Below are 14,564 nucleotides of genomic sequence, written 5' to 3'. Positions count from 1 at the left end.
TAGTGACTAACAAGGTGGCGGGTTGGGTACTCAGAGTTGGGTTAATCAAGCGATTGAACCGCAAATTTACGCACCGAATAAGCGACACGCTCAGCCGGTGTTGGGTAAATCAACGATGAACCTAAGCTTTCGATATGTTGCAGACGAGGCAGTAAACCTGCGCCATTGGCAATTTGAATGGCGAGCCCCGGCCGAGCATTGAGTTCCAGTACCATCGGGCCTTCGGTTTTATCCAGTACCATATCGGTGCCGATATAACCTAAGCCAGTCATTTCCCAAGCGCTGGCGGCTAAGGTGAGTAGCCGTTCCCACTGGGGTACGACTAAGGTGGAGAGCAATTTGCCGGTATCAGGATGATGGGTCACGGGCTTATTAAATTGCACTGCGCGTACCGCTTTACCGGTGGCAATATCAAGACCAACCCCAACCGCACCTTGGTGCAAATTCGCTTTACCATCGGAAACAGAGGTGGAAAGACGCATCATCGCCATGACAGGATAGCCTTTAAATACGATAATTCGCACATCTGGCACCCCTTCGTAGCTAAAGCCTTCAAAACAGTCGTCAAACTGGATTAGATTTTCGACCAGTGCCACATCATTTTTGCCACCCAGCGAGAACAATCCGGCTAACGCGTTACTGATATGGCGTTCGACATCTTGTTGATTGATGGTGGCACCCGAGGGTTTGGTATAAACCCCATCCTGATGCGAAGTCACCACCAAAATGCCTTTGCCGCCACTGCCACGCGCCGGCTTAATCACAAAACCAGGCCAGTTTTTGACCATTTGATGAATGCGCGGAACTTCCGCTTGATTGGTGATCACACCAATCAATTTGGGTACGGTACATCCGGCCCGTTGAGCAATCAGCTTAGTCTGGAGTTTATCATCCACTAATGGGTATTTAGATCGGTCATTATAACGGCCAATATAAGCGTGATTACGCTTATTCATGCCCATAATCCCCTTACGGCGTAACTTAAAAGGGGAGGTATAGTCCGACAGTGAAAATGAAAACCACATTATTTCTCCTCCACCAAGGGTTTGAAGCGGCGGAGTTCAGAAATTCGATAGCCAGTATAAGTACCGAGCAGCAAAATTGCTGCTAACACCACCAATTGCAAGCCAATGAAGTTAAAGGTTAAGTGCTGCACATAAGAGTTGGTCATGGCTAAGTAGATCAAAATTGCGGTAAACAGTGAGCCACCACCTTGTAGCAGGACCTCTTTTGCCCCTTCTTCTTCCCATAGGATCGACATCCGTTCAATGGTCCACGACAGAATAATCATCGGGAAGAACGTGATGGTTAAGCCTTCGGTGAGCCCAAGTTTAAACGCCATCACGGTAAACACCGAAATAATCAAAATTACCGTGATGATCACCGCCGAAATCCGTGCAACCAGCAACAAATTAAGCTTGGAAAGGTAACTGCGAATAATCAGCCCGGTGCCGACAATCAGCAAAAAGCCAACAATACCGGTGGTGAGTTGGGTTTGTACAAAGGCAACCGCGATCAACACTGGCATGAAAGTGCCAGAGGTTTTGAGTCCGACAATCACGCGTAGAAACACCACAATTAATGCGCCGATCGGGATCAACATGATGGTTTTGAACATGGCTTGCTCTTCTAGTGGCAAGCTATGAATCGATAAATTCAGTAGACCATCGGCTTCGACTTTACTGTTGGTGGCTTGTTGTGGTGCTACCGTTTGCGCCAGCATACTGAACATGACTTGGCTGTTTTGACCACCAACCACATCGAGCAGTGAAACGTTTGATTCATCCCAAACTAATAGATTAGGGTGAGTCGGTTGGGTGCCCGTTTCTGGGTTAAACAACATCCACGCACTGCCGTCCCACACCTCATTCATATGCTGAATCGTTTGGCGGCGGCGGCCATCTTCTAATTGGATCACCCCGACCACTTTATTGGGCACTTGAGCGTATGACAGCAGTTTTTGCGCCGCTTCCACTTTGCTCATTTTATTGAGTAGCAGCGAGGCATTTTGGCTTTCGGCATCATTGAGCCCTTTAATTAACTCACGAGCAAAAGTGATGTGATCGGCCGAGCGTTGAGTCGCATTAGCAATCAATGCGATCGCCGCAGATTCTTCAGGCCCATCAAACGTCGGTTTGACGATCTCTTGAGTCGGCGGGATTTGTAGTGCTTTGGCTTGTGGGTCAACCAAAAACTGCGCTTTATAGTAGATGGTTTGTGGGCCGCTGGCTTGGCGAATCGACCACTCGACTCGGCGTCCTGAATCGGTGTTGAGGTAAGAGATGCCATAACCAGGTGATGAAGCGGTTTCATTGATAAGTGTGTAGCCTTCTTGGGTTAGGGGAGCGGCTAACGAGACCTTCGCTTCGTTGCCGTGTGCGGCAAATTCAATTCGCGCTTCAATATCCCATACTTGGCGAGTTTCGCCAGGGACCCAAGGTACGCCATAATCTTGGTGGCGTAAGAGACTGAGCGTGATGCCCACCGTAAACAGTAGCAACACAGAAATATAAAAAGGGATTTTCGAAGTCATTGCTGTGCCTATTTGTTTTCACCATGAATATACTTACGACTGACATCGACAACCGCGATATCACGGATAAACTCGCGACCGAGTAGTACCGGATTCGTCATTTGGGTGCGGTCAGCGAGGGTAAATTGAGCTTTCTCATGGATCGAACCGAGTCTAACCCACAGTTCAACCACCGCACGTCGTTCTGTGCTTTCGTTGGTCGATTGGCGAATTCGCACATAACGTAATACTGGCGCTTCAATCCAGTTACTGTCAGTTTTTGGGGTTTTCTCATCGGCAAGGTGGAAACGTACCCAGTTTTTGCCATTGCGTTCAAACTCTTCAATATCGACCGCGTTCAGAGAGGAGGTTGCTGCACCAGTATCGATTCGCGCATCAAAGCTCTGTTTGATGGTCTCAATTGTTACACTTTCAATTTCGCCAAGTACGACGTCGTGTAGCGGGGTGGTGGATATGGTATTCGGTTGATTTACAGGTTTGGCGACTGGAGTTCGTTTTGGCGCTGGCTGCGGCAATTTAATTTGGCTGACTTGCGTTTTCAGCTCATTGATTTGCAGTTCAAGATTTTCAATATATTGGTTTTGGAGACCCATTTGCGATTCTAACTGGGTGATGGTTTGGGTCAAATTGGTTTCGGAGCTTTGAATCGCGGCGAGAGTGGCTTGATGGTATTGCTCGCCACTAGTAAGGGTACAGCCAGAAAGCAGACTCAATGCGGCAAAGGGTGCAATTCGCTTAAACATATGCGACCTTATTTATTGTCTAATCAATGTACAGATAATACGAACCAAGGATGCATTGAGCATCCTTGGGCGGGTAAGGGTAACGTGATACCCGAATCAACGAGTTAATACTGTGTCAATTATGGTTTTTTAGCAATCAGAATGGCACGGCGAGGTGCTGGGTAGCCTTCAATAGTTTGACTTGGATCTTGTGGGTCGAGGTAATCGGGCAGTGAATTGTGATTCATCCACTCGGTGGTACGCTGTTCTCCTACTGAAGTGACGTTTTCATCGACAATGCGCACATCGATAAAACCGGTTTTTTCTAACCACACTTTTAAAGCGCGTGCTGATGGAAAAAAGAATACATTGCGCATTTGTGCGTAGCGATCAAACGGCACCAAAACGGTTTGCTCATCCCCCTCGACCACTAAGGTTTCGAGGATTAACTCGCCCCCAGAGGTTAACTGGTTTTTCAGTTGCAGTAAGTGATCCAGTGGTGAACGACGATGGTAAAGCACTCCCATGCTAAATACCGTATCAAAGGCATTCAATTCAGGCAGTTGCTCAATGCCGAGTGGCAAAAGGTGTACCCGCTGATCATCGCCAAGTAGTTTACGTACCGCTTCAAACTGGATTAAAAACAGCTCTGAAGGGTCGATGCCAAACACTTGTTCGGCTCCGGCACCGAGCATGCGCCACATGTGATAGCCATTACCGCAGCCGACATCCAACACCAAACGGTGTTTTAAGGGCGAAATATGTGGCAGGAGGCGATCCCATTTCCAATCTGAACGCCATTCAGTATCAATATGGATCCCGTATAAATGATAAGGACCTTTGCGCCACGGATGAAAAGTTTTCAGCACCGCTTCAAGTTTTTTCTGCTCGCCAAGAGTGAGCGGCTGATGGTTATGTGCGCTCACCGCGGTTTGTAAATCAATCACCTCTGGTTGACCCGCTGGGATTTTGTTGAGACTGCGCATCCAGCGATCCAGATCACCATGCGGCTGAGCTTGCCAATCGGTCAATTGCTGAGGCAAGGTGTTGAGCCATGGCTGCAATTTAGGATGTTGCGCGATCTGTTGATAAACGTTGGCGAAATTGAACATGGAGCTTAATACCTACACGATGCTCTCTGCAAAGGTTATGGCTGAAGCTTGGCGCAGAGAGTCGCTCAAGTAACCAAATGATGTAATGTCTGTGCTATGTATATCCTTCCTACTTGAAGCAGCAGCGGTGTTGGCTAGGTTGGCTCACCCCAATTACATAGTTTGTCTATGCGTATCGGGACTCACTCACTTGCCGCCTATCTGCAACTCCAAGTGGTTTGGGTATAATGATGGCACTATTTAATGGCAAACATCGAACCAAAGTTAAAACACTGAAACCAGACTTCAAAGCTGGAGAAACCCAATTTAGCCAAGCGTTGTTTATGCGTCTGGATCGAATCGGGACGCATCACATTTTCAATCGCGCTGCGTTTTTGGCTAATTTCTAACTCGCTGTAACCGTTGGCGCGCTTGAAATCGTGGTGCAAATCAATCAATAGTTCATGCGCTTCTTGATCGGTAAACACAAATTTTTCTGACAAGATCAAAATACCGCCAGGGCGCAATCCGGCATAAATTTTTTCAAGTAGCGCGTAACGATCATCTGCGGCCAGAAACTGTAAGGTAAAGTTCAGTACCACCACCGAGGCATTTTCAATCGTAATATCGCGAATATCCGCCTTAACCACCTGCACCGGAGTATCTGAGCGATAAGCATTGAGGTGGCGTTGACAGCGTTCTACCATCGCCGCCGAGTTATCGACCGCAATAATTTGGCAGCCTTCTTGGTGAATATGGCGACGCATGGAAAGCGTGGCGGCACCGAGCGAACAGCCCAAATCATAAATTTGCGAATGCGGCTTAACAAAGCGTTCAGCCAGCATACCAATCGCAGAAATAATGTTGCTGTAGCCTGGAACCGAGCGTTGGATCATGTCCGGAAAGACTTCGGCGACCCGCTCATCAAAGGTGAAATCGCCAATCTTATCGATTGGAGCAGAAAACAGCGTATCTTTGGGATTCATGCCGACCTCATTGCCGCGTCTAAACCTGTGCCAACGCAGCAGGAACAATAAAAGGCGCGTATTTTATGCAAAATTGCTGCGCCTGTCATTACGCATCTTTACTTAGTCACAAATCGACTGAACTTAGCCAGCGGGGAAACCCACTGGGTCAATCAGTGGTACGAGAGTTTTGAAGAATAATTGATTTTAGCGCTATAATCAGCGGCTGTTTTCCTTGATGAGCCGTGTTGACTGTTTCGTTGGCGGCATTATTGCTTTAAAAAGCAGCAAGGGATAAGAAAAGACAATAAATTGTACGCGGGAAGGTCGATCTTAGATCCCTTTCGGCGTATAAATGGACCTTTGCTGAAATGGTCGTCTGTCAAGCACAGCATGGCTTTTTCGGGTTAGATTTGATGACTAATTGAAATTGGGAAATTCACTATGCGTAGCCATTATTGTGGTCACCTGAACAAGTCCTTGGTAGGACAAACTGTAGAACTGTGCGGTTGGGTTAATCGCCGCCGTGATTTAGGCGGTCTGATCTTCATTGATATGCGAGATCGCGAAGGTATTGTTCAGGTCGTAGTGGATCCCGATATGGCCGATGTGTTTGCCGTCGCTAACCAATTGCGTGGTGAATTTTGTATCAAATTGACGGGTGAAGTGCGCGCCCGTCCTGAAAGCCAAATTAATCAAGATATGGCAACTGGTGAAGTAGAACTATTGGCACGTAGCCTTGAGATCATTAACCGCTCAGAGGTTCTACCGCTCGATTTCAATCAAAAGAACTCTGAAGAGCAGCGCCTTAAGTACCGTTACTTGGATCTGCGTCGCCCTGAGATGAGTGATCGCATCAAACTGCGTGCCAAAGCGTCAAGCTTTGTGCGCCGTTTCCTTGATAACCACAATTTTCTGGATATTGAAACGCCAGTATTGACCAAAGCGACCCCAGAAGGTGCGCGTGACTACTTAGTACCGAGCCGGGTACACAAAGGCAGTTTCTACGCCTTGCCACAATCGCCACAACTGTTTAAACAGTTGCTGATGATGTCGGGCTTCGATCGTTACTACCAAATCGTCAAATGTTTCCGTGATGAAGATTTGCGTGCTGACCGTCAACCTGAATTTACTCAGATTGATATTGAAACCTCATTCATGAGCGCTGAGCAAGTGCGTGCTGTGACCGAGCAGATGATCCGTGAAATGTGGCTTGAACTGCTCAATGTCGATCTCGGCGATTTCCCAATTATGCCGTACAGCGAAGCGATGCGTCGTTTTGGTTCTGACAAGCCGGATCTGCGTAACCCTATGGAGCTGGTGGATGTGGCTGATTTGCTGAAAGAGGTTGAGTTTAAAGTCTTCTCTGCTCCGGCTAACGATCCTAAAGGTCGCGTGGCGGCACTGCGTATCCCGGGTGGTGCAGCGCTGACTCGTAAGCAAATTGATGAGTACACCGCATTTGTGGCTATCTATGGCGCGAAAGGCTTGGCATGGTTGAAAGTCAACGATCTGGCTGCTGGTATGGAAGGGATTCAATCGCCAGTGGCGAAATTCCTCACCGCAGAGATCATCCAAGCCATCATCGAGCGCACTCAAGCGCAAACTGGCGATATTATTCTATTTGGTGCTGATTCTGCCAAAGTGGTGGCGGAAGCGCTCGGCGCACTGCGTTTGAAAGCGGGTAAAGAGTTGGGTATCACCAATGAATCGGCTTGGGCACCACTGTGGGTAGTTGATTTCCCAATGTTTGAAGGTGATGACCCAGGTAATATGGCGGCCATGCACCACCCATTCACTTCACCACTCAACTTAACACCTGAGCAGTTGAAAGCTAATCCAGAAGAGGCGCTGTCCAACGCTTACGATATGGTGTTAAACGGCTATGAAGTCGGTGGTGGCTCGGTGCGTATCCATAATGCAGACATGCAAGCCGCGGTATTTGATATTTTGGGTATTACACCAGAGGAGCAAACCCTCAAGTTTGGCTTCCTACTGGATGCGCTGAAGTTTGGTACTCCACCCCATGCCGGTCTGGCCTTTGGTCTGGATCGCCTAGTGATGCTATTGTGTGGCACCGAAAACATCCGTGATGTTATCGCGTTCCCGAAAACAACGGCTGCCGCTTGTTTGATGACAGATGCACCGAGTGTGGCTAACCCTGCGGCATTGGAAGAGTTAGCGATTGCGGTTAAGCTGGCCAAAGACAACGCGTAAGCAACGCCTTGCGAAGGGTGGCATTAGCCACCCTTTTTTATACTCTTCCTACTTGAAGTTGCAGCGGTGTTGGCTACGTTCGCTCACCCCAATCGCATAGTTTATCTATGCTCATGTGGACTCGCTTACTTGCCGCCTACCTGCAACATCAAGTCGTTTGAGTAGTTGTCACCGATTTAACTTTATGTAAGTCGGTGGCCGATTGACCTGCGCAGCACGATAGCGCAGAGAGTAAGATGTTAAGACAGGATTTTTGCTTTGGCTCAGATGTATTTTTATTACTCGGCAATGAACGCGGGTAAATCAACCACCTTATTGCAGTCGGCGTTTAACTACCAAGAGCGCGGCATGAACCCACTGATTTTTACCGCAGCGATTGATGATCGGTTTGGGATTGGTAAAGTGAGTTCTCGAATTGGGCTGGAAGCCGAAGCCCAGCTTTTCCAAGCCGACACTGATCTTTTCCAAGTGATTGCTCAGTTACACCAAATCGAGCCGCGCCATTGTGTGTTAATGGATGAGTGCCAATTTCTCTCGAAACAGCAAGTTTACCAATTGACTGAAGTAGTGGATAAATTGGATATTCCTGTACTGTGTTATGGCTTGCGCACCGATTTTCTTGGCGAGTTATTTGAGGGCAGTCAATATCTGCTGGCATGGGCAGATAAATTGATCGAGCTGAAAACCATCTGTCATTGTGGTCGTAAAGCCAATATGGTAATCCGAACTGATCAAGATGGCAAAGCGATTAGTGAAGGGGATCAAGTCGCGATTGGTGGCAATGATAAATATCTATCTGCTTGCCGTCTGCACTATAAGCAAGCATTAGGCCGTTGATTTTATAGTCTTAAAACCTTAAAAAGCCAGACAAGAGTCTGGCTTTTTCTATTGCAATATTTTATCGCTAGCTTAATGAAGTGCAGCCCAAGCAAGGGGTAATCGATAGTTAAGCTGCACATGCATCGCTAAACTTCACATCAATAATTAAGCTTCGCGATTTTGGTATTCCGCACTTGGCTCTTCTTCGATGATGGCATCCACAATCACCGCACAAGCCGCATCACCCGTGATATTGAGTGCAGTACGGATCATGTCGAAGATACGGTCAAGAGCGAACAACAGTGGTAGACCTTCAATCGGAATACCAGCGGCTAAGAGTACCGCAACCACCAAGAATGATGGCCCAGGAACGCCGGCTTGACCTACCGCACCTAATGTTGCGGTGACGATGATCGCGATATAAGCACCAATGCCTAAATCAATATTGAACAATTGAGCAAAGAAAATCGCCACTAAGCCGTAGTAAATCGCGTTACCCGACATGTTGATGGTCGCACCCAATGGCAGTACAAAGGACGCGGTGGAGTTACGCACGCCGAGTTCATTTTTCACTGTATCCATAGTGACTGGCAGAGTGGCCATCGATGATGCGGTTGACAGCGCAACCGCTTGTGGTTTTTTCATCGCTTGGAGGAATTTTTTCGCCGACGTTTTGCTAAACAATTGGATCATCAGTGGGTAAGCCACAAAGCCGAAAATAGCAATCGCCGCGACATAAACCACAAACAGTTTGAACACCACCATGAGCGCGCTGAAACCGAAAGTGCCGACCGCATCGGCCATTAGACCAAATACACCAATCGGCGCAATGATCATGACTTTATTGATCATCCATACCATCGCATCCACTACCGTGTTCACTGCGTTGAGTACTGGCTCGCGTTTTTCTTTGGCTTGCTTAGACAGCGCAATCCCTAAAAACAGGCAGAAGACTAAGATTTGCAGGATATTGGCTTCATTGAGTGATTGGAACACGTTGGTTGGGATCATACCAATCACGGTCGCCCAGAAAGTGGGCAGTTCACCTTGGGCGGCGTATTCGGCAGAAAACATGCTTTCCACCCCAGAGACATCAATACCTACGCCAGGTTGGAACAGTTCACCCATCACTAAGGCGAGCGCAACGGCCGCGGCTGAGGTGAAGGCAAAATAACTTAGGGTAACGGCACCCACTTTGCCTGCCGCATGGCTATCACCTAGTCCAGCAGCGCCAGAAATCAGTGCGACAGCAACTAAAGGGATAACCAGCATTTTGATCAGATTAATAAAAATTGCGCCTAAGGGAGCAAACAAGGTTGCCTCGTGACCCATGGCCGCGCCGACCACGGTACCGACGAGCATGGCGATGACAACTTGTACGCCGATGTTGTTTAGTAAATTCTTTGTGTTTAACACTTCCGTAACCTCTGTGCTAATTAATTATAAATTCCTAGTATTGACCACTAGTGTTATATCGCTAAATGGGCAAAAATTTTGCTCTTATTTTTTACACGCAATATTTACATTTGGCAATAAGTGCCGCGAGTGATTTGTCTGTCGTCGAGTAAAAAGCGAGAGATTTAGCGTTTTACAAGCAAGGTAAACGTTTGCTATTGACTTATGAGGTGGTTTTTGATGCGTTTGGTGGATGATTAATTGTTAATGAATGATGCGGCGTGTCAGGGTTACACGCCGCAAAAGATAGTGGTGTAAATCATTAAGCGTTGTCGAGTAGGCTTAGCTTAGCGATAGATAGGTAGCCTGTTTCATCGCTTGGGTAAAGTGTGCTAATTCGACTAATTGTTGGCTTGGGTTATCTAAATGATGAGCAATGATTTTTACCACCGCCGATCCCGATATCGCTCCCGCAGCACCTGCCTCAAGCGCTTGCTTGACTTGTGCTGGCTCCGATATACCAAAGCCCAGTAATGCGGGTGGCGCAGCAAATTGTTGTAAACGCTCCAACATGGTGTGAACCGGCATATTGGCTTTGGTTTCTGCTCCGGTCACGCCGGAGCGCGACAGCAAATAAGTGTAACCTTTACCCAGTTGCGCTACGGCTTGTAGGGTTGCATCACTGGCGGTGGGGGGAGCAATAAAGATCGGCTGGATGCCAAACTTTTCTGCGGCGGCGACGAATGGCTGACTTTCATTGGTGGGTACATCAGCAATCAGCACTGAATCCACCCCAGCTTTTTGGCAACGCTGATAAAAATTTTCGATACCACGGGCGTAGACCAAATTGGCATACATCAATAACCCAATCGGTGTCTCAGGGTTACGATCGCGGATCTGTGCAATCAGCTCAAAGCAGACGTCAGGTGTGGTATTGGCGGCTAATGCGCGTAAGTTGGCCCCTTGGATCGTCGGACCATCTGCCAACGGATCGGAAAATGGCATGCCAAGTTCAAGGGCATCGGCTCCCGAATCGATCAGGGTTTGCATAATCGCCAGTGATTGCGCAGGGTTAGGATCACCAATGGTGACAAAGGGGACAAACGCGCCTTGCTGCGCTGCTGCTAGACGTTGGAATAGGGCTTGGTAACGGTTCATTACAGTGCTCCTCGCTCTTCAAGTAATTTATGTACGGTGAAGATATCTTTATCACCACGTCCCGATAGGTTAACCACTAACAATTGCTCTTTATCTGGCTCGGCATAGGCCATTTTGATGGCATAGGCTAAAGCGTGAGAGGACTCTAGTGCTGGGATAATGCCTTCTCGGCGTGCCAAAACTTGGAAAGCATCGAGCGCTTGATCATCGGTAATACTGTCATATTCGGCGCGGCCTATCGCGTGTAGGTGAGCATGTTGCGGGCCGACTGATGGGAAATCGAGTCCGGCCGAGATCGAGTAAGACTCTTCAATTTGTCCATTGCTATCTTGCATTAAGGGGGCTTTCATACCAAAGAAAATGCCGGTTTTACCATGTTTGAGTGGTGCACCATGCTGATGGGTTTCGATCCCTTTGCCTGCTGGCTCAATACCAATCAAACGTACCGATTTTTCTTCGATGAAATCCGCAAACATGCCAATTGCGTTAGAGCCACCACCGACACAGGCGATCACCGCATCGGGCAAACGACCTTCCCGAGCGAGGATCTGATGTTTGGTCTCTTCACCAATCATGCGCTGAAATTCACGCACGATAGTGGGAAATGGGTGCGGTCCCGCCGCAGTGCCGAGCAGATAATGTGCGGTTTGGTAGCTAGCTGACCAGTCACGCAGTGCTTCGTTGCAGGCATCTTTTAGCGTGGCAGAGCCGGAATGCACCGGGATCACGGTGGCTCCCATCAAACGCATCCGAAACACATTTGGACTTTGGCGCTCCACATCTTTGGCCCCCATGTAAATTCGGCATTTTAAACCGAGTAATGCGCAAGCTAAGGCGGTGGCAACCCCATGTTGGCCAGCGCCTGTTTCGGCGATGATTTCATCTTTACCCATGCGCTTAGCCAACAAAGCTTGACCGAGAACTTGGTTGGTTTTGTGCGCGCCGCCGTGTAGCAAATCTTCGCGCTTTAAATAGAGTTTGGTCTTGGTACCTTGGGTAATATTGCGAGTGAGGGTTAGCGCCGTCGGTCGTCCTGCGTACTCTTGCAGTAGCGCCATAAATTCAGCGCGAAAGTCTTCATCTTGCTGGGCATCAATAAAGGCTTGTTCCAGTTGATCGAGCGCTGGAACCAAAATCTGTGGTACAAACTGTCCACCAAATTCGCCAAAATAGGCATTTAACTTAGCCATGCTTACATTCCTTTTTTATGCATGTTGCCATGCTGATCATCTAATAATTCCGTAACTGTTGAAAAACCTGTTGTAGCTTGTTGGCATCTTTTTGGCCGGGAGCGCTTTCCACTCCAGAATTAAAATCCAGCCCACGGCAGCCAAGTTGTGCTGCTTGAGCGACATTCTCGGCGCTCAAGCCACCGGCGAGCATCAGGTCGCTATGTTTTGGCAGCAAGTGCCAATCAAAACTGTGTCCTGTGCCGCCACTCTGTTCGCCGACTTTGGCATCGAGCAGATGGCGGTCGATCGATTCTGTGAGTAACTCAGGCAAAGCATCACTGACCCCATAGGCTTTCCAAATTTCAATTGAGGAGGGTAGGGCTGCACGTAATTCCCGGATATATTGGGCATCTTCGTCACCGTGCAGTTGTACTGCAAATAAGCTAAGTTGGCTCGCGATAGCGGCGACTTGCGCTGCGGGATGATTTTGAAACACCCCGACATACTGCAGCGGTGCGCCGCTCATGGTCAGGCGCGCTTGTTCTACATCGACAAAGCGTTTGGACTGCTCAACAAAAATCAGTCCACCAAAAACGGCACCGGCTTGGTAGGCTTTCACCGCATCATCAGGATGAGTCAAACCGCACACCTTGTGTTCGCCGAGCACAATTTTACGCACTACCAATTCAAGATTGCTTTGCGCCATCAGCGAGCTACCAATCAAGAAACCATTGGCAAACTGAGCTAAATCACGCACCTGTTGATGAGTGTAAATGCCTGATTCAGAAATAATGATGGTGCCGGCCGGAATCAGCGGAGCCAACTGCTTGGTGCGATTCAGGTCTGTGCTTAAATCTCGCAGATTACGGTTATTAATGCCGATAACTTTCGCGTTTAGAGCGAGTGCGCGCTCCAGTTCTTGTTGGTTACTGACTTCGGTGAGCACTCCCATACCCAGATCGTGGGCTACGCTGGTCAGTTGACGATATTGATCATCATTGAGTACCGACAACATCAGCAAAATCGCATCCGCTTGATAATGGCGCGCCAAATACACCTGATATGGATCAAGCATAAAATCTTTGCACAATATGGGTTGGCTAACTTGGGCACGTACTTGGGGCAAAAATTCAAAACGACCTTGGAAATACTTCTCATCGGTCAGCACCGAAATCGCGTTAGCGTACTCGCCATAAACTGACGCAATTTCATCAAGATCAAAATTAGCTCGGATCAGCCCTTTTGAGGGTGAGGCTTTTTTGCATTCGAGAATGAATACGGTGTTATCACCGCTCAAGGCTTGATAAAAATCGCGATCTGAGCGAGTTAATAATGGATGAAAACTCGCCAGAGGTTGTTTGGCTTTGCGCTCTGCAATCCATTGGTATTTATCGTTGACGATTTTGACCAGCACTTGCGCCATTTGCGCGGTGTGTTGGGAAATATGCTCAGATAATTGCTCGGACATGCTGTTTAACCTCGTTGTGCTAACTGCTGAACTAAAGCGTACGCTTGGCCCGATTTCATCACCGCCAGTGCTTGCTCGGTATTGGCCTTGAGATCGGGTTGGCCACATAAACGCAGTAGCAGCGCGACATTGACGGCTACCGCTGCCATCTGTGCGTCACTGCCATTACCGGTTAGAATTTGGCTGATGATGGCACGATTTTCAGCGGGGCCTCCACCGCGAATCGCATCTAATGGGTAGAGGCTAACGCCAAAATCTTGTGGGGTGAGTGTGTACTCAATCAATTGGCCTTGCTGAAGCTCTATCACTTGGGTTGTACCATGAATCGCCACTTCATCTAATCCTGAACCATGTACCACGGCGGCGCGCTGCAAGCCCATATGTAGCATGGTTTGTGCGATCGGATGCAGCAAATCAGGGCTGTACACACCCATTAATTGAATGTTGGGGCGAGCAGGGTTAATCAGTGGGCCTAAGATATTGAAAATAGTTCGAGTTTTCATGCTTTGGCGCACGGGCATCGCATGGCGCACGCCACTATGGTAGTGAGGAGCAAATAAAAAGGCCACTCCGAGATCGTCCAATGCTTGACGTGACTGTTCGGCACTCATGGTGAGGTTGATGCCAAACGCGCTGAGCAAGTCAGACGATCCGGATTGGCTTGATACACCGCGGTTGCCGTGCTTGACGACTTTCACGCCGCAGGCTGCGGCAACAAACGCCGCGGTGGTTGATATGTTGATGGTGTTTGAGCCATCACCGCCAGTGCCGACAATATCGGCAATATCGTATGTTGGGCGTGGGAACGGATTGGCGTTAGCCAGTAGCGCTTTGGCCGCTCCGGCAATTTCATTCGGTGTCTCACCTTTGATTTTCAGCGCGGTCATCGCGGCGGCCATTAACATTGGATCGATTTCACCGCGAATAATCAGGTCGAAAAGCTGTTGGCTTTCGAGTTGGGTTAGCTCTTGTTGCTGATACAGTTTGTCCATTATGTTATGCATAACATTCTCTCCCTGTGCGG

The 14,564-nt window shown here is 48.4% G+C and carries 12 protein-coding genes; 2 read left to right on the top strand and 10 right to left on the bottom strand.

Annotated features, from left to right (window positions below):
* Positions 1–41 precede the first annotated feature (41 nt).
* From G7083_RS00795 to cmoA, 5 genes are all read right to left on the bottom strand, one after another.
* Positions 42–1,025, bottom strand: coding sequence for an alpha-L-glutamate ligase-like protein (locus G7083_RS00795; protein WP_166013129.1), 984 nt, complete (start codon positions 1,023–1,025; stop codon positions 42–44).
* On the bottom strand, positions 1,025–2,533 hold the full coding sequence (locus G7083_RS00790) for an inactive transglutaminase family protein (protein WP_166013128.1): 1,509 nt from the start codon (positions 2,531–2,533) through the stop codon (positions 1,025–1,027). Before G7083_RS00790 ends, G7083_RS00795 begins: the two co-directional genes overlap by 1 nt.
* Positions 2,534–2,541: 8 nt before the next feature.
* The gene (locus G7083_RS00785; RefSeq protein ID WP_166013127.1) at positions 2,542–3,276 is read right to left on the bottom strand and encodes an ATP-dependent zinc protease; all 735 of its coding nucleotides are present in this window, start codon (positions 3,274–3,276) and stop codon (positions 2,542–2,544) included.
* A gap of 119 nt (positions 3,277–3,395) precedes the next feature.
* Positions 3,396–4,367, bottom strand: coding sequence for a tRNA 5-methoxyuridine(34)/uridine 5-oxyacetic acid(34) synthase CmoB (cmoB, locus tag G7083_RS00780; RefSeq protein ID WP_166013126.1), 972 nt, complete (start codon positions 4,365–4,367; stop codon positions 3,396–3,398).
* Positions 4,368–4,603: 236 nt separating this feature from the next.
* Positions 4,604–5,332, bottom strand: coding sequence for a carboxy-S-adenosyl-L-methionine synthase CmoA (gene cmoA, locus G7083_RS00775; protein WP_166013125.1), 729 nt, complete (start codon positions 5,330–5,332; stop codon positions 4,604–4,606).
* Positions 5,333–5,755: 423 nt separating this feature from the next.
* On the opposite strand from cmoA, the gene aspS reads away from it, so the two are divergent.
* Entirely contained in the window at positions 5,756–7,528 is a 1,773-nt protein-coding gene (gene aspS, locus G7083_RS00770) for an aspartate--tRNA ligase (protein WP_166013124.1), read from the top strand.
* Positions 7,529–7,786: 258 nt separating this feature from the next.
* Positions 7,787–8,365, top strand: coding sequence for a thymidine kinase (locus G7083_RS00765; protein WP_166013123.1), 579 nt, complete (start codon positions 7,787–7,789; stop codon positions 8,363–8,365).
* A 147-nt stretch (positions 8,366–8,512) separates the two neighbouring features.
* On the opposite strand, the gene G7083_RS00760 is transcribed toward G7083_RS00765, so the two are convergent.
* The 5 genes from G7083_RS00760 to trpD all read right to left on the bottom strand — a co-directional run bounded on the left by G7083_RS00760 (position 8,513) and on the right by trpD (position 14,544).
* Positions 8,513–9,784: a dicarboxylate/amino acid:cation symporter gene (locus G7083_RS00760; RefSeq protein WP_277347127.1), complete on the bottom strand. Its 1,272-nt coding sequence runs from the start codon at positions 9,782–9,784 to the stop codon at positions 8,513–8,515.
* A 300-nt stretch (positions 9,785–10,084) separates the two neighbouring features.
* On the bottom strand, positions 10,085–10,900 hold the full coding sequence (gene trpA, locus G7083_RS00755) for a tryptophan synthase subunit alpha (protein ID WP_166013121.1): 816 nt from the start codon (positions 10,898–10,900) through the stop codon (positions 10,085–10,087).
* Positions 10,900–12,090 carry a tryptophan synthase subunit beta gene (trpB, locus tag G7083_RS00750; protein WP_166013120.1) on the bottom strand — a complete coding sequence of 397 codons (1,191 nt, stop codon included), beginning with the start codon at positions 12,088–12,090 and terminating at the stop codon, positions 10,900–10,902. The genes trpA and trpB overlap by 1 nt, the downstream gene beginning before the upstream one ends.
* 40 nt (positions 12,091–12,130) lie before the next feature.
* Positions 12,131–13,540, bottom strand: coding sequence for a bifunctional indole-3-glycerol-phosphate synthase TrpC/phosphoribosylanthranilate isomerase TrpF (gene trpCF, locus G7083_RS00745; RefSeq protein ID WP_166013119.1), 1,410 nt, complete (start codon positions 13,538–13,540; stop codon positions 12,131–12,133).
* Between the two features lie 5 nt (positions 13,541–13,545).
* Positions 13,546–14,544 carry an anthranilate phosphoribosyltransferase gene (gene trpD, locus G7083_RS00740; protein WP_166013118.1) on the bottom strand — a complete coding sequence of 333 codons (999 nt, stop codon included), beginning with the start codon at positions 14,542–14,544 and terminating at the stop codon, positions 13,546–13,548.
* Positions 14,545–14,564: the final 20 nt, after the last annotated feature.

Source organism: Vibrio sp. HDW18 (assembly GCF_011306175.1).
Lineage (GTDB): Bacteria > Pseudomonadota > Gammaproteobacteria > Enterobacterales > Vibrionaceae > Vibrio > Vibrio chanodichtyis.
The sequence above is the reverse complement of the archived record's forward strand: the minus strand, read 5'-3'. Positions and strand labels throughout refer to the sequence as shown.

What these genes read in the sequence shown, in the direction of transcription:
- trpB (WP_166013120.1), bottom strand. Translation starts at nt 12,090, where the DNA reads ATGGCTAAGTTAAATGCCTATTTTGGCGAATTTGGTGGACAGTTTGTA.
- aspS (WP_166013124.1), top strand. Translation starts at nt 5,756, where the DNA reads ATGCGTAGCCATTATTGTGGTCACCTGAACAAGTCCTTGGTAGGACAA.
- G7083_RS00795 (WP_166013129.1), bottom strand. Translation starts at nt 1,025, where the DNA reads ATGTGGTTTTCATTTTCACTGTCGGACTATACCTCCCCTTTTAAGTTA.
- trpD (WP_166013118.1), bottom strand. Translation starts at nt 14,544, where the DNA reads ATGCATAACATAATGGACAAACTGTATCAGCAACAAGAGCTAACCCAA.
- trpA (WP_166013121.1), bottom strand. Translation starts at nt 10,900, where the DNA reads ATGAACCGTTACCAAGCCCTATTCCAACGTCTAGCAGCAGCGCAGCAA.
- cmoB (WP_166013126.1), bottom strand. Translation starts at nt 4,367, where the DNA reads ATGTTCAATTTCGCCAACGTTTATCAACAGATCGCGCAACATCCTAAA.
- G7083_RS00790 (WP_166013128.1), bottom strand. Translation starts at nt 2,533, where the DNA reads ATGACTTCGAAAATCCCTTTTTATATTTCTGTGTTGCTACTGTTTACG.
- trpCF (WP_166013119.1), bottom strand. Translation starts at nt 13,540, where the DNA reads ATGTCCGAGCAATTATCTGAGCATATTTCCCAACACACCGCGCAAATG.
- cmoA (WP_166013125.1), bottom strand. Translation starts at nt 5,332, where the DNA reads ATGAATCCCAAAGATACGCTGTTTTCTGCTCCAATCGATAAGATTGGC.
- G7083_RS00785 (WP_166013127.1), bottom strand. Translation starts at nt 3,276, where the DNA reads ATGTTTAAGCGAATTGCACCCTTTGCCGCATTGAGTCTGCTTTCTGGC.